General features: G+C 43.9%; 24 protein-coding genes. 8 read left to right on the top strand and 16 right to left on the bottom strand.

All coding sequences use genetic code 11. The annotated features are described in order from the left end of the window. Positions 1 to 62 precede the first annotated feature (62 nt). Positions 63 to 965, top strand: coding sequence for a sugar phosphate isomerase/epimerase (locus tag ACESPU_RS14540; protein ID WP_158532812.1), 903 nt, complete (start codon positions 63 to 65; stop codon positions 963 to 965). Positions 966 to 1,029: 64 nt separating this feature from the next. Here ACESPU_RS14540 and ACESPU_RS14535 read toward each other — a convergent pair whose 3' ends face one another. Further along, positions 1,030 to 1,785 carry an HAD family phosphatase gene (locus ACESPU_RS14535; protein WP_005865754.1) on the bottom strand — a complete coding sequence of 252 codons (756 nt, stop codon included), beginning with the start codon at positions 1,783 to 1,785 and terminating at the stop codon, positions 1,030 to 1,032. A gap of 586 nt (positions 1,786 to 2,371) precedes the next feature. Here ACESPU_RS14535 and ACESPU_RS14530 point away from each other — a divergent pair. Further along, complete coding sequence (locus tag ACESPU_RS14530; RefSeq protein WP_008774141.1) at positions 2,372 to 2,647, top strand: HU family DNA-binding protein; 276 nt, start codon at positions 2,372 to 2,374, stop codon at positions 2,645 to 2,647. Positions 2,648 to 2,717: 70 nt separating this feature from the next. Here the strand turns inward: ACESPU_RS14530 and ACESPU_RS14525 are convergent, their stop codons facing one another. From ACESPU_RS14525 to ACESPU_RS14490, 8 genes are all read right to left on the bottom strand, one after another. Then, positions 2,718 to 4,061, bottom strand: a complete 1,344-nt coding sequence (locus tag ACESPU_RS14525) for a glucose-6-phosphate isomerase (protein ID WP_121961300.1) — start codon at positions 4,059 to 4,061, stop codon at positions 2,718 to 2,720. 8 nt (positions 4,062 to 4,069) lie between these two features. Next, on the bottom strand, positions 4,070 to 5,065 hold the full coding sequence (locus ACESPU_RS14520; RefSeq protein ID WP_005861487.1) for an NAD(P)H-dependent glycerol-3-phosphate dehydrogenase: 996 nt from the start codon (positions 5,063 to 5,065) through the stop codon (positions 4,070 to 4,072). A 12-nt stretch (positions 5,066 to 5,077) separates the two neighbouring features. Further along, positions 5,078 to 6,808 carry a lysine--tRNA ligase gene (lysS, locus tag ACESPU_RS14515; protein ID WP_158532813.1) on the bottom strand — a complete coding sequence of 577 codons (1,731 nt, stop codon included), beginning with the start codon at positions 6,806 to 6,808 and terminating at the stop codon, positions 5,078 to 5,080. 202 nt (positions 6,809 to 7,010) lie between these two features. Beyond that, positions 7,011 to 7,238, bottom strand: coding sequence for a galactosyltransferase-related protein (locus ACESPU_RS14510; RefSeq protein WP_057329110.1), 228 nt, complete (start codon positions 7,236 to 7,238; stop codon positions 7,011 to 7,013). A 479-nt stretch (positions 7,239 to 7,717) separates the two neighbouring features. Continuing rightward, the gene (gene nadD, locus ACESPU_RS14505; RefSeq protein WP_022192874.1) at positions 7,718 to 8,293 is read right to left on the bottom strand and encodes a nicotinate (nicotinamide) nucleotide adenylyltransferase; all 576 of its coding nucleotides are present in this window, start codon (positions 8,291 to 8,293) and stop codon (positions 7,718 to 7,720) included. Positions 8,294 to 8,304: 11 nt separating this feature from the next. Continuing rightward, entirely contained in the window at positions 8,305 to 8,484 is a 180-nt protein-coding gene (locus tag ACESPU_RS14500; protein WP_022192875.1) for a hypothetical protein, read from the bottom strand. A 3-nt stretch (positions 8,485 to 8,487) separates the two neighbouring features. Next, on the bottom strand, positions 8,488 to 9,054 hold the full coding sequence (gmk, locus tag ACESPU_RS14495) for a guanylate kinase (RefSeq protein WP_373133468.1): 567 nt from the start codon (positions 9,052 to 9,054) through the stop codon (positions 8,488 to 8,490). 14 nt (positions 9,055 to 9,068) lie between these two features. Continuing rightward, positions 9,069 to 9,941 (bottom strand): YicC/YloC family endoribonuclease, encoded by an 873-nt coding sequence (locus ACESPU_RS14490; protein ID WP_008774137.1) that lies wholly within the window; start codon positions 9,939 to 9,941, stop codon positions 9,069 to 9,071. Between the two features lie 189 nt (positions 9,942 to 10,130). On the opposite strand from ACESPU_RS14490, the gene tsaB reads away from it, so the two are divergent. Then, entirely contained in the window at positions 10,131 to 10,847 is a 717-nt protein-coding gene (tsaB, locus tag ACESPU_RS14485; protein WP_008780767.1) for a tRNA (adenosine(37)-N6)-threonylcarbamoyltransferase complex dimerization subunit type 1 TsaB, read from the top strand. A gap of 68 nt (positions 10,848 to 10,915) precedes the next feature. Next, the gene (locus tag ACESPU_RS14480; protein ID WP_005865784.1) at positions 10,916 to 11,062 is read left to right on the top strand and encodes a hypothetical protein; all 147 of its coding nucleotides are present in this window, start codon (positions 10,916 to 10,918) and stop codon (positions 11,060 to 11,062) included. A 66-nt stretch (positions 11,063 to 11,128) separates the two neighbouring features. Here the strand turns inward: ACESPU_RS14480 and ACESPU_RS14475 are convergent, their stop codons facing one another. From ACESPU_RS14475 to ACESPU_RS14450, 6 genes are all read right to left on the bottom strand, one after another. Beyond that, positions 11,129 to 12,289: a sodium ion-translocating decarboxylase subunit beta gene (locus tag ACESPU_RS14475; protein ID WP_005861516.1), complete on the bottom strand. Its 1,161-nt coding sequence runs from the start codon at positions 12,287 to 12,289 to the stop codon at positions 11,129 to 11,131. A gap of 4 nt (positions 12,290 to 12,293) precedes the next feature. Further along, a complete protein-coding gene (locus tag ACESPU_RS14470; RefSeq protein WP_005865787.1) occupies positions 12,294 to 12,725 on the bottom strand; it encodes a biotin/lipoyl-containing protein in 432 nt (143 codons plus the stop codon). Positions 12,726 to 12,746: 21 nt separating this feature from the next. Then, positions 12,747 to 13,634 carry an OadG family transporter subunit gene (locus ACESPU_RS14465; RefSeq protein WP_005865789.1) on the bottom strand — a complete coding sequence of 296 codons (888 nt, stop codon included), beginning with the start codon at positions 13,632 to 13,634 and terminating at the stop codon, positions 12,747 to 12,749. A 21-nt stretch (positions 13,635 to 13,655) separates the two neighbouring features. Next, entirely contained in the window at positions 13,656 to 15,209 is a 1,554-nt protein-coding gene (locus ACESPU_RS14460; RefSeq protein ID WP_005861522.1) for an acyl-CoA carboxylase subunit beta, read from the bottom strand. A 36-nt stretch (positions 15,210 to 15,245) separates the two neighbouring features. Then, the gene (gene mce / locus ACESPU_RS14455) at positions 15,246 to 15,656 is read right to left on the bottom strand and encodes a methylmalonyl-CoA epimerase (protein ID WP_005861524.1); all 411 of its coding nucleotides are present in this window, start codon (positions 15,654 to 15,656) and stop codon (positions 15,246 to 15,248) included. Between the two features lie 128 nt (positions 15,657 to 15,784). Next, positions 15,785 to 18,196: a TonB-dependent receptor gene (locus ACESPU_RS14450; RefSeq protein WP_122144256.1), complete on the bottom strand. Its 2,412-nt coding sequence runs from the start codon at positions 18,194 to 18,196 to the stop codon at positions 15,785 to 15,787. 121 nt (positions 18,197 to 18,317) lie between these two features. On the opposite strand from ACESPU_RS14450, the gene ACESPU_RS14445 reads away from it, so the two are divergent. Genes ACESPU_RS14445 through ACESPU_RS14430 form a run of 4 tightly spaced genes read left to right on the top strand, consistent with a single transcriptional unit; the run spans position 18,318 to position 20,775 of the window. Next, a complete protein-coding gene (locus tag ACESPU_RS14445; RefSeq protein ID WP_122144257.1) occupies positions 18,318 to 18,878 on the top strand; it encodes a nitroreductase family protein in 561 nt (186 codons plus the stop codon). Further along, entirely contained in the window at positions 18,875 to 19,642 is a 768-nt protein-coding gene (locus ACESPU_RS14440) for a Rossmann-like and DUF2520 domain-containing protein (RefSeq protein WP_122297350.1), read from the top strand. Before ACESPU_RS14445 ends, ACESPU_RS14440 begins: the two co-directional genes overlap by 4 nt. Next, positions 19,635 to 20,156, top strand: coding sequence for an HAD family hydrolase (locus tag ACESPU_RS14435; RefSeq protein WP_122144259.1), 522 nt, complete (start codon positions 19,635 to 19,637; stop codon positions 20,154 to 20,156). Before ACESPU_RS14440 ends, ACESPU_RS14435 begins: the two co-directional genes overlap by 8 nt. A gap of 37 nt (positions 20,157 to 20,193) precedes the next feature. Beyond that, positions 20,194 to 20,775, top strand: coding sequence for a Maf-like protein (locus ACESPU_RS14430; RefSeq protein WP_005861534.1), 582 nt, complete (start codon positions 20,194 to 20,196; stop codon positions 20,773 to 20,775). A gap of 2 nt (positions 20,776 to 20,777) precedes the next feature. Here the strand turns inward: ACESPU_RS14430 and ACESPU_RS14425 are convergent, their stop codons facing one another. Continuing rightward, positions 20,778 to 21,155, bottom strand: coding sequence for a hypothetical protein (locus tag ACESPU_RS14425; protein ID WP_005865798.1), 378 nt, complete (start codon positions 21,153 to 21,155; stop codon positions 20,778 to 20,780). Position 21,156 lies beyond the last annotated feature (1 nt).

Raw genomic sequence — 21,156 nt, 5'->3', positions numbered from 1 at the left:
TAAACCTAAGAATATAGTCTTACTTTTGTAAAAATTCTCAATCAAACTTAATTAATAGTACTATGCAGAACAGACGTAATTTTTTGAAGCAAGCCTCTTTGATGCTTGCGGGTGGGTTGGTAGCCCCGCAGTTATTATCTTCTTGTGGCGGTAAATCAGGACAAGCTGCCGCTACAGCATCGGAGTCTTCTAAATATATAGGGCTTCAATTGTATTCCTTAAGAGACCTTGTAAAAGAAGAAGGTATCCAGAAAGTATTGGAAACCGCCGCTAAGATGGGTTATAAGAATCTGGAGACAGCAAGCTATGATAACGGTAAGATTTACGGTTTAGCTCCCGCTGAATTTAAGAAAATGGTGAATGACCTAGGTATGAAGTGCACGAGCGCTCACCTTGGACAGGCCTTTACGAAAGAAAAAGAAGCCGAGGTTATGAGTTGGTGGGATCAGGCGATCGATGCTCATAATGAGTTAGGCGTTAAATATATGGTTCAACCGTGGATGCCGGTTAACGATAAGACTACATTGGATGACTTGAAGATGTACTGCGATTATTTCAACACGGTTGGTTATAAGACCGCTGCCGCTAGTATCGCATTCGGTTATCATAACCATGACTTCGAGTTCCGTAAGATTGACGATCAATTGATCTATGATTTCTTGCTGGATAACGTAAGCCCGAACCACGTATTCTTCGAGATGGATGTATACTGGGTAATGATGGGTGGCGGTGATCCTGTCGCTTACTTGAAGAACCGTCCGAGCCAGTTCAAGGCTATCCATATCAAGGATGAGAAAGAGATAGGTGCAAGCGGTAAGATGGATTTCAAGCCTGTCTTCGATCAAATGTACGCTAATAACGTAAAGGATTGGTATGTTGAAGTGGAACAATATACTAACAATGATCCGGTTGCCAGCGTTCAGCAAAGCTATGATTTCTTGAATAAGGCTGATTATGTGAAATAATCCGTTCGATGATAAAAAAGAAGAGGCTACTTCATTATCGGGTAGCCTCTTTTTTTATGTTCGCTTATTTGGAATACTCGTTCAATCGGGTGGATTTCGCAAGCTCGATGATTTGTTTCCAATCTTTAGCTAAGTTTTCCATATCCGGATATAGTAAATCCGCTCCGGCATCTAATAAAACTTGATCGGGGAGAGGTCCGGTGTTTACGGCTATCGTAAAGATATTGGCTGCCACGGCAGCTTCTACTCCCATGGGAGCGTTCTCTACCACAAAAGTTTCATTAGGCTTCGCATGCGCTTTTTGAAGTCCCATTAAATAAGGTTCGGGGTGTGGCTTGCCATATTTCACGTCGAAAGCCGTAACCATTTTCTCTCGGTTGAAATGTCCCGGATAGGTATGGTTTAGCTTATCGATCAAGCTATGTTGGCCAGAACCGGTGACAACCAATCGTTGCAGTCCGGATGCTTCCACTTCTTTTAGAACCTCTGCGGCGCCGGTCATGGGGGCACCGTCATTATAGGTATTGAATAGATCCGCTTTCTCTTTATAGATCGTTTGCTTCTCCTCGGCGGTAGCGTCTCGTTGGAAAGTGCGTTGGTATAGCTCGTTGATCGTGCTTTCCCCAGTACGTCCTTCGAACATATAAAAGTCTTCCGGCCGAGAAGTTAGCTGATGGAGGGTCGCTACCTCATGCCATGCCCGTGCATGAAAACGCATAGAGTCATATAATACACCATCCATATCGAAAAGAACAGCTTTGGGAGAAAGGGATTCCTGCCTGTGTTTACGCAGATATCGGATAATCGCTTCTTGAATCATGTTATAACCTTCTTAAAAACCAATACAAAGGTACGTAATAAATCGGAATTAACAGAAATGGGAGGAAAGCTTCTTGAAATTAAATAAATATGATATATAATGGAATTTCATTTTATGAAACAAAAATGGTTTAAATGGGTGCTTACTTTTGATCCACCTACATGTACACCCTAACCGGATTGATAAATTCTATAATTATCTGGATGAGTTGATAGATGTATTGAAAAATAAGGGATATAAATTTATTTCGTTGAGATAATTAATCAATAAATTATGACGTAGTTCGGTGAGAACTCTAGTAAACGCATTAATAACGAATTTTCAAAGGCTATAACTTGCTATGAATAAGTGATATCATAATACTGTATACTATTTCTTATTAATTATATTTCTACCAAAGTCTCACTTGTCTATCTGAAAGGGGTTCAATTATACCTACATTTAGGTATATAATATTTCTGTATGCATTGATTTTTAATATATGTTATTTTGATATTCCCCAAATATTCATATATTTGCAATGATTAAACAACTAAGTTCTCACCGGACTCTTTTCTGGTGAAGAATGGTATATTTATTATCTAGTATGAATAGAGGAGAATTAGTACAATCTCTTGTGGAAGAAACAGGATTGCCGAAAAATGTTGTTAGAACCGTAGTGAATGCGTTACCGACTGTTGTGGCGAAAGGAATACGGGAAGGAGAATCTATTTCCATGAAAGGATTTGGATCTTTTGTACCTTGGCAACAATCCGAGCGATTGGCACGTAATCCGAAAACAGGGGAGGAAGTAATGATTACTCCACGTGTCTCGGTCAAATTCAAGGCCGGGAGCGATTTACTTAAAGAATTAAATGAGTAATAAAAACTATTCAAACGAAAAAACGGTTTCCTCGTGATGAGAAAACCGTTTTTTTATGGGGTAAATCGTATTATAAACGTGCTTTGATAGCTTCGCTTTCTTTCTCGTATCCCGGCTTATTCAACAGGGCGAACATATTCTTCTTATAAGCCTCGACACCCGGTTGATTGAATGGGTTAACGCCCAACATATAACCACTGATGCCACAAGCTTTCTCGAAGAAATAGAACAACTGACCAATATAGAACGCACTTACTTCCGGCATAGTTACCTTGATATTAGGAACGCCACCATCTACGTGAGCTAACTGAGTACCTAACTCAGCCATCTTGTTTACCTCGTCTACATGCTTGCCTGCCAAGAAGTTCAATCCATCCAAATCAGCCTCGTCTGTAGGAACCAATACGCTATGATCTGTAGCTTCCACGGAGATAACCGTTTCGAAAATCGTACGCTCACCGTCTTGAATCCATTGACCCATGGAATGCAAATCGGTTGTCAAATCTACAGATGCGGGGAAAATACCTTTACCGTCTTTACCTTCGCTCTCTCCATAAAGTTGTTTCCACCATTCTGCGATATAATGCAATTTCGGATGGAAGTTAGCCAAGATCTCAATCTTTTTACCGCTCTTATACAACTCGTTACGAGTAGCGGCATAGATAGCGGCCATATTATCAGCGAAAGGAACGCTCGCGTCTGTAGCTTTTTCCATGGAAACAGCTCCAGCAACCAAGTCGCGGATGCTGATACCTGCCACGGCGATCGGAAGCAAACCTACCGGAGTCAAAACTGAGAAACGTCCACCTACGTTATCAGGGATGATGAAAGTCTTGTAACCTTCTTGATCCGCCAAGGTACGCAAAGCGCCTCTCTTAGCGTCCGTGATAGCTACGATACGATGTTTAGCCTCTTCCTTGCCAACAGCATCTTCCAATTGTTTCTTCAAGATACGGAAAGCCAAAGCCGGCTCTGTAGTCGTACCAGACTTGGAGATATTGATAATACCGAATTGCTTACCTTTCAAAACTTCGCTTAATTCATAAAGATAATCCTCTCCGATATTGTGTCCGGCGTATAACATAACCGGGTTTTTACGGTCGTTTTGCAACCAGTCGAAGCTGTTGTTTAACGCTTCTACTACCGCTTTGGTACCCAAATAGCTACCACCGATACCAATGGCTACGACCACTTCACATTTAGAACGAAGCACGTTCGCCGTATTCTCGATGTCGGCCAACTCTGCGTCCGTAATAGAAGAGGGGAGATGCAACCAACCCAAAAAGTCGTTACCTGCTCCGTTACCGTTATGTAATGTGGCAATACATTCCATTGCCTTGGCCTCTTGAGCGTAAACCTGTTCCTTGGAGACAGTGCCCAGAGCCTTGTCGATGTTTAAACTGATGTTTTTCATATGCTATTTTATTTAAACGTTTCCGTTAATTGACGAATGACCGTTGTCGGCGATTTCTTCTCGTACAATATATCATAAACAGCGTCCAGTATCGGCATGTTCACTTTATATTTCTCGTTGATCTCACGCATACACTTGGTTCCATAATATCCCTCGGCGATCATTTCCATCTCCAGCTGCGCTGTCTTCACGGAATATCCTTTACCGATCATGGTTCCGAAAGTACGGTTACGGCTGAACCGGGAATAAGCGGTAACCAGCAAATCGCCAAGGTAGACGGAGTCGGTGATATCCCGCTCCAGCCCGTGTACGGCGTCCACGAAATTACGCATCTCCTCAATAGCGTTCGAGATAAATACGGCTTGGAAGTTATCGCCATATTTCATCCCATGGCAAATACCGGCGGCGATAGCGTACACGTTCTTCAGTACGGCGGCGTATTCGATACCGGTGACATCCTTACAGAAGGAATTCTTTAAGTATTGATTCTTGAAAACGGGGGATATCGTACGGACCTTCTCGATGTCGGAACAAGCCAACGTAATGTACGAGAGCCGCTCCAGAGCGATCTCTTCCGCATGACAGGGACCACCGATAACTGCTATATTTTCTGTCGGAACCTTGTAATACTCTGCGAAGTAATCCGTAATCAACATATTCTCATCCGGTACGATACCCTTGATCGCCGAGATGATAAACTTATCTTTCAAAGAGGTCTTCACCTTCTTCAAATGTTGTTTCAAGAAAGGGGAAGGCGTAGCGAAGATCAAGGTATCCGAGTCCTTGATCGCTTGGTTGATATTGGAATAGAAGTTTATCTTGTTCGTGTCGAATTTCACGGCGGTGAGGTAACACGGGTTGTGTCCCAACTGCTTGAACTCCTCGATACGATCGGGCCTACGCATGTACCAGTTGATACTATCTTGAGTTGAAAGTACGATCTTGGCTAAGGCGGTAGCCCAGCTACCACCTCCCATTATCGCGATTTTTCCGGGCAAATCCATCGTATCACGCTTTTATTCTCCTACATTGGCTATCCAAGCTTCTATTTCTTGGATCGTAGGATTTTGCAGTTCTAACTTATATTTTTTATTAAGCTCACAAAGCTCTTGTCTTAATTTGTTGGCGTTCGCTTCTTTCAGCGTGTCAACCGTCAGGTAGCCGGCTTTCTGCAAAGCGGGAACCCACTCCTCGGAAATACCCAAGGCTACGTATTTGTCGGCGTTATCTTTCTTTGCGGTTTTCTCCGGACGCATTTGCGGGAAAAGCAATACCTCTTGGATCGTTGTCTGTCCGGTCATCAACATAACCAGACGGTCGATACCGATACCGATACCCGACGTAGGAGGCATACCGAATTGAAGGGCGCGTAAGAAATCTTGATCGATGAACATCGCCTCGTCGTCCCCTTTCTCGCTCAAGCGTAATTGCTCCTTGAAACGTTCTTCTTGGTCGATCGGATCGTTTAGCTCGCTATAAGCGTTCGCCAATTCCTTCCCGTTTACCATCAACTCGAAGCGTTCGGTCAATCCCGGTTTGCTACGGTGCATCTTAGTCAGCGGGCTCATCTCAACCGGATAGTCGATGATGAAGGTCGGCTGGATAAACGTACCCTCGCAGAACTCCCCGAAGATCTCGTCGATCAATTTACCTTTACCCATCGTATCGTCGATCTCCATCTTCAATTCCTTGCAGATCGTACGGATCTCGTCCTCGCTCTTACCTTCCAAGTCGTAACCCGTCTTTTCCTTGATCGCCTCCAAGATCGGCAAACGGCGGAAAGGAGCCTTGAAGCTGATTGTCTTACCGTCGATCGTGCTCTCGCTCGTACCGTTCACGGCGATACAGATACGCTCCAACAGCTTCTCAGTGAAGCTCATCATCCAGTTATAGTCTTTGTATTGGACATAAAGTTCCATACAAGTGAACTCCGGGTTGTGCGTACGGTCCATACCCTCGTTACGGAAATTCTTACCGATCTCGTATACACCCTCGAATCCACCGACGATCAATCGTTTCAAATACAACTCGGTAGCGATACGTAAATATAAATCGATGTCCAAGGAGTTATGATGTGTCGTGAACGGACGTGCGCTAGCTCCTCCGGCGATAGATTGCAGGATCGGAGTCTCTACCTCCGTATATCCGGCCTCATCCAAAGCGGTACGCATGGTCTTGATGATAGCCGCACGTTTCATGAAAATATCTTTTACGCCATCGTTTACTACCAAATCCACGTAACGTTGACGGTAGCGAAGCTCCGGGTCATTAAAACCGTCGTAAGCGACACCGTCCTTATATTTAACGACCGGTAGCGGACGAAGTGATTTAGACAAAACTGTCAATTCTTGAGCATGAACGGAAATTTCTCCCATCTGAGTACGGAAAACGAATCCCTTGATCCCGACGAAATCACCGATATCCAGTAATTTCTTGAAAACGACATTGTAGGTGTCCTTATTCTCATCCGGACAAATATCGTCACGGGAGATATAGACCTGTATTCTGCCCTCGGAATCCTGCAATTCCATGAAGGAAGCCTTACCCATGATACGACGGCTCATGATACGGCCGGCGATACTTACCGGGCGTGGCTCAGCGTCGTCTTTGAATGTCTCTTTTATTTCTTTGGAAAATGCGTTCGCTACATACTCAGCTGCGGGATAAGGCTCTATCCCCATCTGACGCAACTGCTCCATGCTATTACGTCTTATTATTTCCTGTTCACTCAGTTCTAATAGATTCATTATGCTATTATTTTGTATAATACGGCGCAAAAGTACAAAATATTTCTGATTTATGCTGACTTATGTGGTAAAAGGTTGAGGTCACCGATCTTGTTTGTTCATGGATAAAGTATCTTAGGTTCATCGGTAAAGTATCTTAGGATCCTTGGTGAAGTATCTTAGGTTTGTAGGCCAATGAACTTAAGACCCAATAATTTTATCTTTACATCCTGTTTTGATCCCGGGGATGAGACAAATGGAATAAACAGCCCTCACTCCGATAAATCCGGTAGCCAAAACTCAACCAACGGTAATGTCTTTCTCCGTCCTCCAAGCCCCAGCCATAGAAATCCTCATTTTCCATACCCGCTTGCAGGTATTTGTTCGTTTGGACAAAAATCGCTCCTCCGACTGCCCCAATTACTCCTTCCACCATATACAAAGAGTTCATTTTTCTTTGGTGTTTTTTTAGGAAGTCAATGTCTCTATGTGTCCAGTAGTGTTCCCTCAATATATTTGAAGTGTCCAAAGCATTCCCATCGTATGGATAAGCTACCTCGTATGTCTTAGATCTTGTCAAGTCTATTCGCATAAATATCTTTGCTTAATGTTCAACAATGCCAATATCACACCGGGGAAACCATTCAGTAATCCTCGGTGTAACCGTTAGTTATTCACTTGACAAGGCTCAAATTATATATTTGGATACTCCAAAAAGATTATCGAGTGAGCCTGTTTTGATGTTACGGGGATCATCTTTAACGGCTGTGCTGTAAAACATGTTTTAATGGGAATTTTGGCAGATTGCCCTAAGATGGCAAAGCTGTAAATAATCACGGTATAACTTCCCTTCTCGAAGAATATATACTTCAAGTGGCATAGGATATATACTTCATAGCCCAAGTAAGTATATCTTCTATCGCAGGTATGTCACTGATTTGCTACTGACCCGAAATAAGGCCGCACTCCTTCCGGCAGGAAGAAACGGATATCCTTGCCGGTTTGGTAAGCGTTACGGATAAATGTGGAGGAGATTTCCATCAAGGGAGCGTCTACCTTTTTCACGTTCGGATAAATGGTTGGGATCGAGATATCGAATCCTAGGCGGGGATAAATCAGCAGTTTGTAGTTTTGGAGTATTTTTTCATATTCTTTCCATCGGGGAAAAAGCTGCCAGTTATCGGCTCCCATGATAAAATAAAAGTCCCTATCCGGATAGTTGCTGGATAAGGCTCGCAAGGTATCAATGGAATAAGAAGGTTTCGGCAGGTGGAACTCAATATCGCAGACCTTGAATTTCGGATATCCGTCAATGGCGGCTTGGACCATTTCCAACCGTAGTGAGTCATCTAGCAAGTCATCCTTTTTCTTCAGCGGATTATGAGGCGTGACCACGAACCACACCTCATTCAGTCCCTCGAACTCACATAGCCAGTTCGCCAAGGCGAGATGGCCTATGTGAATGGGATTGAACGATCCACTGTAGATGCCGGTCTTGAGTCTCATCCGATTTATACTTACCCCTTCTTTTGCCAACCCTTATAGTTGATAAAACAAATGAATATATTAAATATCAGGGCACCCCCGATGATATACTCCTTATAATACAGGCTGATACCACCTAATACGAGGCTCGCTATCCCACAAACGATAGAAAGCCCCATCATAAAACGGGTATTCTTGAATATATTAGGCATAGACTATTTGTTTAAGAACTCACGAATGATCTTCAACGCGTCTTTTTGGGCAGTCTCCAGATCATCGTTTATGACAACCTTATCAAACTGTCCCGTGAACCCTAATTCATACTCAGCCTTGGCGATACGGCTTTCGATAACTTCCGGGCTGTCTGTTCCCCGTCCTTCCAATCGCTTCCGTAGGTCATCGATGCAAGGAGGTTGGATAAAGACAGACAGGGCACGGTCTCCATAGAATTTCTTGATATTGCATCCGCCTACCACATCCACATCGAAAATCACGTTGTCCCCTTCATTCAAGATACGCTCTACCTCGCTTTTTAACGTACCGTAATATTTATCGGTATACACCTCCTCATATTCCAAGAAGTCTCCATTAGCGATACGACTGCGGAACTCTTCCGGCGTAAGGAAATAATATTCCACACCATTCTTCTCGGTTCCCCGCGGAGCCCGGCTGGTAGCCGAGATGGAGAAACGAAGGTGTAAATCTTGTTTCAAAAGATAATTAATAATGGTTGATTTTCCGGAACCCGAGGGTGCGGAGAAGATAATTAATTTGCCAGCCATTCTCGTTAATCTTATTATAATACGTTTAGTACCTGTTCCTTGATTTGTTCCAACTCGTCTTTCATCTGGACCACGATCTTCTGCATCTCGGCGTGGTTGCTCTTTGATCCGAGCGTATTGATCTCACGCCCCATTTCCTGAGCGATAAAACCGAGCTTCTTGCCTTGGCCGTGACCGGATTCCATGGTTGAGATAAAATATTTCAAGTGGTTGTCCAGACGGTTCTTTTCCTCGTTGACATCCAGCTTCTCTATGTAATAGATCATCTCCTGCTCGAAACGATTCTTGTCGTAGTCCTTCTCGGCTATCTTTTGCAGGTTATCCATGATACGAGCCTTGATCTTCTCGATACGTTCCCCCTCGTATTTCTCCACTTCTTTCAACAGAGTGGCGATATTGGCTATCTTTTGCTCGAAAAGCTTTTGAAGCATGGCTCCTTCTTGGATACGGAAATCACACAGGTGCTTGATAGCGTCCTTTACCGTTTCTAAAACCACCTCCCATTCGGATTCGTCCGGTTCTACGGTCTCAGACTTGATTGCGTCCGGCATCCGGAGCAAGGTCTGGAACCAATCGTTCGGAACGCTGATATTCAGTTTCTCTGCGATCTCCTTGATTTGGTTGTAATAATTCTCTACGGCGGCAAGATTGATCTGTGTAGGAGTATCTTTGCCTATATATTCTATAAAGATATTGAACTCAACTTTTCCCCGCTCCAAAGATTGAAGTAACAGGCTCCGAAGCTCCATTTCCTTATCCTTGTATATGGAAGGGATACGGGTGGACAAATCCAATTGCTTACTGTTTAAAGCCTTTATCTCTACGGTTACTTTTTTTGAAGGGAGCTCGGCAGTAACCTTACCGAACCCAGTCATTGATTGTATCATTTTTCTCAAAAGTTTGCGCAAAGATAGTGGTTTCCTTTTAGATTTGATGTTTATTTTCTCATAAATAGATGTTTCTCATAGGGCTGCCTTGATAGTATAATGAATTTTTGTATACCTTCGTAGCCTAATCAGATTGAAGGTTTGAGATTGTTTGTTCGTTCAATTATCAATTGTTAATAGTTAATTATTATGTCATTGATCTTAAATATCGAGACATCCACTTCCGTATGTTCAGTAGCCCTGTCGGAAGGGGAGGAGGTGGTCTTTGAGAAGGCTTCCTTCGAGGGGCCGTCTCATGCGGCGTTATTGGGCGTTTATATGGAAGAGGCATTAGAAGCCGCGAAGTCGAAAGGGATAAAACTGGATGCCGTGGCGGTAAGTAGCGGACCCGGATCTTATACGGGGTTACGCATCGGGGTGTCTGTGGCTAAAGGATTATGCTTTGGGTATGGTATTCCTTTGATCGGTATTCATACGCTGGATATTTTAGCGTCTGCCGCTATCCGGAAAAATAAGGAGGAGGCCGATTGCTTGTATTGCGCTATGTTGGATGCCCGTCGTATGGAAGTCTACTCTTCGATTTATGATTCCCATCTCAACACGATACGTGCCACGACTGCTGATATCGTAGATGCTGATTCGTATGCTTCTTTTTTAGAGAACGGTAAGGTTTGTTTCTTTGGAGACGGTGCCGCTAAATGTGAGACGGTAATCACTTCTCCGAACGCCTGTTTTATAGATGGTATCTATCCATTAGCTGTAAATATGGCATCCTTGTCGCAGAAAGCATATGATGATGGCCGTTTTGAGAATGTGGCTTATTTTGAGCCTTTCTATTTGAAAGAATTCCAAGCAACGATCGCTAAGAACAAAGTGCTGAACGAGGCGTTAGGGAAAAACAAATAAGAGTAAGGGTACACAACCAAATTCATGTTCCGGCTGTTTATTCTAAAATGAATAAATCAGTTAAAGACATGAGAAAGAAAAGTGTGAATACGCTATTGGTATTTGGTGTGGTTGTCGCTATAATCCTTTTGATGATCTGGTTGTTCCTCGGGACAACGTTGGTGGAGGATACGAGTACGGAGATTACTCCGGTTCCTATAGAGCAAACTAACTGAGAACAATAACATAAAAAGGCGGGATCCTTTCGGACCTCGCCTTTTTTAATATAGATAGTTGTTTTATTAACCAAGGAATCCTAGCAAGATACCGGCAGCTACAGCGGAACCGATTACACCTGCTACGTTCGGACCCATAGCGTGCATCAACAAGTAGTTGGTCGGGTCATATTCCAAACCTACAACTTGTGAGATACGAGCTGAGTCAGGAACGGCGGATACACCGGCGTTACCGATAAGCGGATTGATCTTATTGCCGTCTTTCAATATTAAATTGAATAACTTAACGAACAATACACCGGCGCAAGTAGCGATCACGAATGATAACGCACCTAGACCGAATATCTTGATAGAGTTCAATGTCAAGAACTGTGTAGCTTGGGTAGAAGCACCTACCGTGATACCCAATAAGATCGTGATTGTATCGATCAGCGGACCACGAGCAGTCTCTGCCAAACGACGAGTCACGCCACTTTCTTTCAATAAGTTTCCGAAGAATAGCATACCTAACAATGGTAAACCGGACGGAACCAAGAAGCAAGTAAGCAACAAACCAACGATCGGGAAGATAATTTTTTCCGTGGAAGAAACGGCTCTCGGCGGTTTCATACGGATCAAACGCTCTTTCTTAGTCGTAAGCAATCTCATGAACGGCGGTTGGATAATAGGAACCAACGCCATGTATGAGTAAGCGGATACCGCGATCGCACCCATTAAGTTTGGCGCTAACTTAGAAGAAAGGAAGATAGCCGTCGGACCGTCAGCACCACCGATAATACCGATAGCACCTGCTTGGTTCGGCTCAAATCCCATTTGAAGAGCAATCGTATAAGCACCAAAGATACCGAACTGAGCCGCTGCACCGATCAACATCAACTTAGGATTGGAGATCAATGCGGAGAAGTCGGTCATGGCCCCGATACCGAGGAAGATCAATGGCGGATACCATCCAGAGGTCACACCCTGATAGAGGATGTTCAGTACAGACCCTTGCTCATAAATACCTACCTGAAGACCTGCGTCCTTGAAAGGGATATTACCGATCAAGATACCAAATCCGATAGGGATCAAAAGCATCGGTTCAAACTCATATTTAATCGCCAGGAATATAAACAACAGACCTACCAGAATCATGATGAGATGTCCCGGAGTAGCGTTGTATACACCTGTATAGGTAAGGAACAGTTGTAAGTTCTCACCTAAGAATGTTAAAAAGCTCTCTTGCATAGTCTTATCCGATTACTACGAGATCAGCACCTTCTAGCACAGAGTCTCCCTTGTGTACTTTAATTTCTATAATCTTACCGTCACGGTCTGCGTTGATGTTGTTCTCCATCTTCATAGCCTCAAGGATAATCAATGTTTGACCTCTCTTCACGGTATCACCTACGTTGCACTTAACCTGCAAGATAACACCTGGCAGCGGAGTCTTAACAGCGCCTTGTGTAGTAGAGGCTGCCGGACGAGTAACTACAGGGTCGCCACTTGCTGTTGTCGGTGCTTGAGCCGGACGTTTCAATGTAACCATTTGTTTCTTCGCCGGTTTCTCTAATTTTACTTGATAAGGTGTACCATTTACTTCAACATCTGCGATGTCATCCACTACAGAATTGATGTGTACTTTATATACGTTACCGTTAATGGTATATTTAAAACTTTTCATTCTTTGTTCGTTTTTAGATAATTACTTATGTGGGGTTTGACGCAAACCGTAGAGTTTTGAACTCCAAGGAGAATAAGTCCTTTGTACCTTGTGGATCGTAAGAACCGTGTGCTCGATGTCATGATTGTCATCACTCATCTCGTACAAAGCGGTAGCGATAGCGGCAAAGATCTCACCAGACTCTTGTCCGGCGTCAACCGATACACTTGTTGTTCCCGCAGCTTTTTGAGCGTTACGTTTGCTCGCGGATATAGACAATCTACCGATCTGCTTAAAGATGATGTATAACAAAAATAATCCCAAGAACACTACAGCCATAGCGGTAATGGTCATACCGATACCTAAAGAGTCATTCTGTTTGAAATTATCGATTTTCTCATTAGAATCCAATGTTAGGTTATTCGTACTGGGAGTAACTTTCTTCAGCTGTGCCCATTCATCTTTACCATCGATCACTCTACCGTAACTGATATCAGCCATTTGTCCGGCAGGGATCGTAACTTCGTCGATCAATGTTTTACCATCTGCATCATACAGAGCTATATAATTCTCCTTAGAGGGATCTAATACGAAGTTAACGTGGAATGTACCTCTGCCCGGCTGTCCGTCAGCCCAAAATAGTGTGTGCTGGCGGGGTTGGATCTGAGTCAATACGTCTCCCTTCGGGATCGGATATTTCATGGGATTGTTTTTGTCGTCTGTCAAATAACATCCCGCAATATTTACCGTTCCGGCCGAAGTGTTGAACAACTCAATCCAGCCATGACGTTTGCCATAGTCATCAACGAAGTTATCCTCGTTGATAACCAATACTTCATTAATACGCATGGAGGTTGCGCGCTGTGCCTTTGCCCCGAATGAAATGAGCAAAGCGAACAGTAGCAATACCCCTATTTTCTTATTTATCATATTCATCTCCTGTTTTACGGATTATAGAGGCAGGTTATCATGTTTCTTAGCAGGATTGCTTAACTTCTTAGTCTGCAATTGCTGCAAAGCACGAATAATACGGAAACGAGTGTTACGCGGTTCGATAACATCGTCGATATAACCGTATTGAGCTGCGTTATAAGGATTAGCGAATGCTTTCTTATATTCAGCTTCTTTCTCTGCTGCGCATGCTTTCGGATCTTCAGCGGCTGCTACTTCCTTGGCGAAGATAACCTCTACGGCACCGCTCGGGCCCATAACGGCGATCTCGGCTGTCGGCCATGCGTAATTCATATCACCACGTAAATGTTTAGAACTCATCACGCAATAAGCTCCACCGTAAGACTTACGCAATGTAACGGTAATCTTAGGAACGGTAGCCTCACCATAAGCGTAAAGCAATTTAGCGCCGTGAAGGATTACACCGTTGTATTCCTGACCTGTACCCGGAAGGAATCCCGGAACGTCAACCAATGTTACCAAAGGAATATTGAAAGCGTCGCAGAAACGAACGAAGCGACCTGCTTTACGAGATGCGTTGCTATCCAAGCATCCTGCCATAACCTTCGGCTGGTTAGCTACGATACCGACGGATTGTCCGTTGAAACGAGCGAAACCTACGATGATATTCTTAGCGTAGTCCGCATGGACCTCTAGGAACTCGTTGTTATCGACGATCGTACCGATAACCTCATACATATCGTAAGATTGGTTGGCGTTATCGGGAATGATATCGTTCAATACATCATCCAGACGATCGATCGGGTCTTTGCACTCAACTAACGGCGTTTCCTCTAAGTTGTTCTGAGGTAAGAAACTGAGCAATTTACGAATCAATTGCAAACCATCTTCTTCTGTATCGACAGCGAAATGGGCTACACCCGATTTGGTAGTGTGTACGCTGGCTCCACCCAACTGCTCTTGGGTTACATCCTCACCTGTTACGGTTTTTACGACTTTCGGGCCAGTCAAGAACATGTAGCTGGTACCACGTGTCATGATGTTGAAGTCTGTCAAAGCCGGAGAATAAACGGCTCCACCGGCGCAAGGGCCGAAGATACCGGAAATCTGGGGAACAACACCGGAAGCCAAGATGTTACGTTGGAAAATCTCAGCGTATCCTGCCAAGGCATTTACTCCTTCTTGGATACGAGCTCCACCGGAGTCGTTCAAACCGATAACGGGAGCGCCCATCTTCATGGCTTGATCCATTACTTTACAGATCTTCATAGCCAAAGCCTCAGACAAGGCTCCACCGAATACGGTGAAATCTTGAGCGAAGATATATACCAAACGTCCGTCGATCGTACCATAACCTGTTACGATACCATCGCCTAAATATTTAGTTTTCTCGATACCGAAGTTTGTACAACGGTGTTGAACAAACATGTCGAATTCCTCGAAACTACCTTCGTCAAGCAACATGGCGATACGCTCACGAGCGGTATATTTGCCTTTTTTGTGCTGTGATTCGATTCTTTTCTCTCCTCCACCCAAGCGAGCTTGCTCACGAAGTGCGATGAGCTCTTTTACTTTTTCAAGCTGGTTACTCATTGTATTTTGATTTGTTGTTAGAAATGAACGGATTAATTATTTGTTGCCCGGCATGCAAAGCTCTGTCAATACGCTGCAAGTTGATTTCGGGTGAAGGAAAGCGATGTTCAAGCCTTCTGCGCCACCACGGGGAGCTTTATCGATTAATTTAACGCCTTTTTCCTCAGCCTCGTTCAAAGCTGCCTGTACATCAGGTACCGCGAATGCGATATGGTGGATACCTTCACCTTTTTTCTCGATAAATTTTGCGATCGTGCTATCTTCGCTGGTCGGCTCTAGTAATTCAATCTTAGTCTGTCCTACCTTGAAAAATGCGGTTTTTACTTTTTGGTCTGCTACTACTTCGATATTGTAGCATTTTAATCCAAGAACGCCTTCATAATAGGGTAAACAAGCCTCGATACTCTTCACTGCGATACCTAAATGTTCGATATGTGTAAGTTCCATGTCAATAATAATTTAAAGATTTAGTAAATGTTTGTTTCTATTGTGTGCAAATGTACACTACTTTTTATGAATGAGGAAATAATTTTTTGTTTTTATCTCCCAGTAAATGTGTTTAAAGATACATTTTATTAAAAATCGACAATCAGACGAACGTTCAATTGACGTCCGGTCAGATAGTTTGGAACTGCGTATTGGACATTATATACATCTGTTATCCAATAGTAGGAACTAACGTTTTTGATGTCTAATATGTTAAATACATCCAGACCTAGCCAAATGTTTTTCAAATGGCGGAAGAAGCCCCTGTCCATGATAGCGTCCGTGCCTCCTGCCAATTGATAGGAGAGGCCGATATCTACACGTTTGTAGGCGGGCGTACGGAAATAGCCGGCTTCGTATCCTTTGCCCGGGATTGTCTGGGGAAGTCCTCCGGATAGAACTCCTTTCAGATTTAGCTTGACTCGTTTATAGCCCGGGAAATAATCTTGGAAGAAGAGTGAGATGTTGTAGCCTTGGCTATTGGCCATAGGTACGGTCGTTGTTTCCCGGATGGTTTGCTGGGCTTTCATCAAGGAGAAGCTGATCCATGAGTCGGTACCCGGTACGAATTCTCCGAAGAATTTGACATCGAGTCCCATGGCGTAACCTTTGGCGCAGTTCTCACCGTAATAGCGGATCTTGACGTTATCTACGGTGTAGGGATTCAGATTGTCCAGCTTTTTATAGTACATCTCGGCGGTCACCTTGAAATTCCGGTCTACGGCACGGAACGTATAATCTCCTCCCAATATGAAATGGATGGAGCGTTGTGACTTTAGATCTTTGTTCAATACCGTGATATTATTGCCGTTCTTATCTTTGTCTACTCTACGTAATTCCTTGTAGAAGGGCGATTGATAATACAGTCCGGTGGCGAAACGGAGCGTCAAGTCTTGGTCGAAGTTCGGGATAAAGCCCAATGAGGCACGGGGACTGAAAAGGAACTCCTTATTATAAGTCCAATAACTACCTCTAACCCCTGCGACTAACGTGAACAGACCTTGCTTGGTCCTGAATTTGAATGCGTCTTGCGCATAAGCGGAAAAGCGTGTGCTTTCTATCTGATTATCAGAAAAGAGGTTCGAATATACACTTACGTTATTACCGGTTTGGGGCAAAGAATAACCTGAGGAATCCCTTTTTTCCCATTCACTGATCTTATCATTGATTTTCTCCATTTGTACCGTGGCTCCCCATTTCAACGTATTGTTTAAAAGGCGGGCCATCCCATAGTGCCCGACATTCATGACGGTGGAGTTCAAACGGTTTCGTGCGTGCTCGTGATAACGGCCTACGGACATGGCGGCTGACGCGTCGTCATCCGGATTTTCCGCTCCGTTCTCGCTCAGCCAATATTCTCCGGCGATATCGTATCCCTCTTCTTCCTTGCTTTTGAAAGCGGAGGCTTGAAGTCCCAACTCTGTGTTCTCATTGGGGTTGTGTTTCAATGTAAGCGCACCGAATAAGGTTTGGAAACGGTCTCTTTCCCTTCCGTCGAAATAGACTTTGAAGTTCTTGGGATGCTCGGCTGTACCGAAAGAGGTTTCCCGGCTATAAGGGGTGAATTTATAATTATTGTTAGCGAGGTTTCCTAAGAAATTGATTTCCCATTTAGGGGCCAATTGGTACGTGATGTAAGTTTGCAGATCGATAAATTTAGGGTCGTATTCAGCGTCTGTATCCATGGTACCCAAAATAGACCGACCGCTTTTAAAGCGGAAACCCGTTACTTGGGTAAATTTACCGATAGAACTGCCTACATAAGCATTCGCTCCCAACAAGCTCGCGGAAGCCGAGCCTTCGAATATCTTAGGCTTTTTATAGGTAATATCCAGCACGGAACTCATCTTGTCTCCGTAACGAGCCTCGAAGCCACCGGCGGCGAAATTGACCGCCTCCGTCAGGTCCGGATTGATAAAACTAAGGCCCTCTTGTTGTCCCGAGCGAATCAGAAGCGGACGGAATACCTCGATCCCATTCACATAAACGATATTTTCATCATAACTACCTCCACGTACGGAATACTGGGAACTTAGCTCGTTATTGGACGATACGCCGGCAAACGTAACGACCAAGCTCTCTATACTACCTCCGGAGGGATCGGGCAATAATTTAATTCTGTCCGCATTTAAGGACTCCATGGTCGTGGTCTGCTTGCGGATGGCAGTAACGGATACTTCCCCTAAATCAAATGAGGTATTGTTCATCTGTACGTTCAGGCGCATGTCGGCTTGTGCCGAGGGAATGATACGCTCGGCTTTATTATATCCCAGACAGGAGTAAATAATGGAGATAGAGTCTCCCGGCGATATGGAAAAGGAATAATATCCCTTCTCGTTGGTCATGGAGCCGATCAACGTGTTCTTAACCCGGACATTCACTAATTCCAGAGGGTTACCGTCGGCGTCACGGACATAACCAGTGATTTTTATGCGGCCCTCGCCAAAGGCACTCACGGAAATAAGTATAAATAGCAGCGCGGCTATCGCACGAATCTTCATAATCTATTGTTCAATTATAAAAATACTAACGAGAAAAAAGAACGATACGTATATATGGGTGCAAAAAATTATATTTATATTTGCGAATCTTAATATTAAAAGAGTACAAAGAACGAAAAAAATGGAGAGTTTTGCAACACTTATACAAAATAGAAGAAGTACACGTAAGTTTACCGAACAACTACTTTCACCCGAGCAGGTAGAACTGATCTTGAAAGCGGCGTTGATGGCTCCGGCCTCAAAACGTAGTAATCCTTGGCAGTTCGTGGTCGTGGAAGATAAGGAAATGTTGAAGAAACTTGCCGGGTGTAAGAAAAATGGTTCCGCTTTTCTGGAGGGTTGTGCCTTGGCCGTGGTTGTCTTGGCGAATGTGATGGAAAGCGATGTTTGGATCGAGGACGCTTCGGTCGCTTCTATTTATATGCAATTGCAAGCAGAGGATTTGGGATTGGGCAGTTGCTGGTGTCAGATCCGGAACCGGGTAACAGAGGACGAGGCGGATTCGAATAATTATGTTCGTTCGTTGCTGGATATCCCTTATCAATTGGATGTCTTGTCTATCATTGGTATCGGTTATAAGGATCAGGTTCGTAAGCCTTTTGATGAATCCCATTTACAATGGGAGAAGATACATATAGGAAAGTTCTCTCTTCCGGAAGAAAATAAAGAGACGGGAGAATGAGAGTCGTATTTGTTGGTGCCGGAAACTTAGCTACCCGGCTTTCGTTGGAAATGCGTAAGTCCGGAATGAGTATCGGGCAAGTGTATAGTCACACAAGTGAGCATGCTAAGATTTTAGCCGATGAATTGGGATGTGGGTGGACTGTTGTCCCGGAAGAGATTGTGGAAGATGCCGACTTGTATGTTTTCTCTTTGAAAGATGCCGTGCTCCAAGATGTTATCGCCCGTGTAAAACCGAATAACGGTTTGTGGGTGCATACGGCAGGGTGTATGCCAATCTCTGTATTTGAAGGTCTTACGGCTAGATATGGGGTGGTTTATCCGTTACAAACGTTTAGTAAGAGTAGGGAGGTGGATTTCAAGAAAATACCGTTCTTTTTAGAGGCGAACTCGTCTGAAGATGAGAAGGTGCTGGGCGAGGTGGCTAGGGCGCTCTCCAGTGATGTCCGTTTCCTCTCCTCCGAGAAGCGAAAGAACTTACATTTAGCGGCGGTTTTCGCTTGTAATTTTACGAATCATATGTATGCGCTAGCTGAAAAGATCTTGGAAGAACAGCAAATACAGGGAGAGGTCTTGTTACCTTTGATAGACGAGACAGCCGCTAAGGTACATGTAATGTCGCCGGCGCAAGCCCAAACGGGACCAGCTATACGATATGACGAGAATGTGATAAACAAACATATGGCTATGCTTAAAGATCCGGATATGCGAAATCTATATGAGCTGATTAGCCGAAGTATACATAAGGAGGCTCGACATGAGTAGTATAAACTATGATTTGAGAAAAATAAAGGCTTTTGTCTTTGATGTAGACGGGGTGCTATCCTGCGATGTGATTCCGCTTCACCCGAATGGCGATCCGATGCGTACGGTCAATATCAAGGATGGCTATGCCTTGCAATTGGCCGTGAAGAAAGGTTATGAGGTCGCTATAATTACGGGCGGATATACGGAAGCCGTACAGATTCGCTTTTCTCGTTTGGGTATACAGCATATTTATATGCGTAGCGCTGTAAAGGTGCATGACTTTAAGGATTTCATGGAAAAAACGGGCTTGTCTCCTGAGCAAATCATGTATGCGGGTGATGATATTCCTGATTATGAGGTAATGACGCGAGTCGGATTGCCGGTGGCACCTGCGGATGCGGCTCCGGAGATCAAGGAGGTAGCGAAATATATATCCTCCCGGCGAGGTGGCGAAGGCGTAGCTAGGGACGTGATCGAGCAAACGATGCGGGCGCAAGGACACTGGTTCGGCGAGGAGGCTTTTGGGTGGTAAAATTTTGGTGAATGTGTAACGCTTAATCGAATAGGTTATGTTAGAGAATTTAAAAAAGTACAAGATCGTCTTAGCCTCTAATTCTCCGAGACGACGGAATTTGTTATCTGGTCTGGATATCGACTTCGAGGTGAGGGTAATTTCGGATATTGACGAGTCTTACCCGGATTCTATTGACTCCATGGAGATCCCTTTATATATTGCCCGTTCGAAAGCGGAGGCCTATAAACCGACTATGGCGGATGATGAATTGCTAATCACGGCAGATACGATCGTTTGGACGTTTGACGGGGTTATGGGAAAGCCTGCGAATCGAGAGGAAGCTTATGCTATGCTTCATGCTTTGTCGGATCATGTACATCAGGTAATAACCGGTGTTTGTATCATGACGAAGGACAAAAATGTAGGCTTTTCCGTCGAATCTGCGGTTTGTTTCGCTAAATTGGGTGATGAAGAGATTAATTATTATTTGGATAAATATAAACCTTATGATAAGGCGGGAGGGTATGGCATTCAGGAGTGGATCGGTTATATTGGGGTAGAGGCTATCAATGGTAGCTTTTATAACGTGATGGGATTACCTGTGCAAAAGCTTTATCAGGAATTGAAACATTTTTAATCTCAATTCAAGGTAAAGTATTTATCCTTCATATAATATTCTATCTGATTTAATGTGTGCGCTAAGGCTGGGGGAATCGGTAAGACGACCGGTTTCTCCACATTCCATTCCGGGTCATTTATGATCATGTCGGATAGACTGCCCGCATGTATTAAGATAAGGCGGGTAGGGGCTGAGGCTATAACCTTATGATTGGTGTTTTGCGCAAGTAGCATGAAATGATCTTTTGCCACTTCCGCTATATGTGTCCCTTCTTGGCTGTAAATAATAAGTTTTCCCGAAAATACGAAGATTAATAGGTTATCCGTGGTTGTGGTATTAAACAGGGAATCTCCGGCTCTCAGTATTTTGCATTCAAGTTGATTTAGATAACGCTTCATG

It is taken from the genome of Parabacteroides sp. 20_3, from assembly GCF_964238835.1.
GTDB classification, from domain to species: Bacteria; Bacteroidota; Bacteroidia; order Bacteroidales; family Tannerellaceae; genus Parabacteroides; species Parabacteroides distasonis.
Note: the sequence above shows the minus strand (reverse complement) of the source record. Positions and strands in the feature narration are given on the sequence as shown.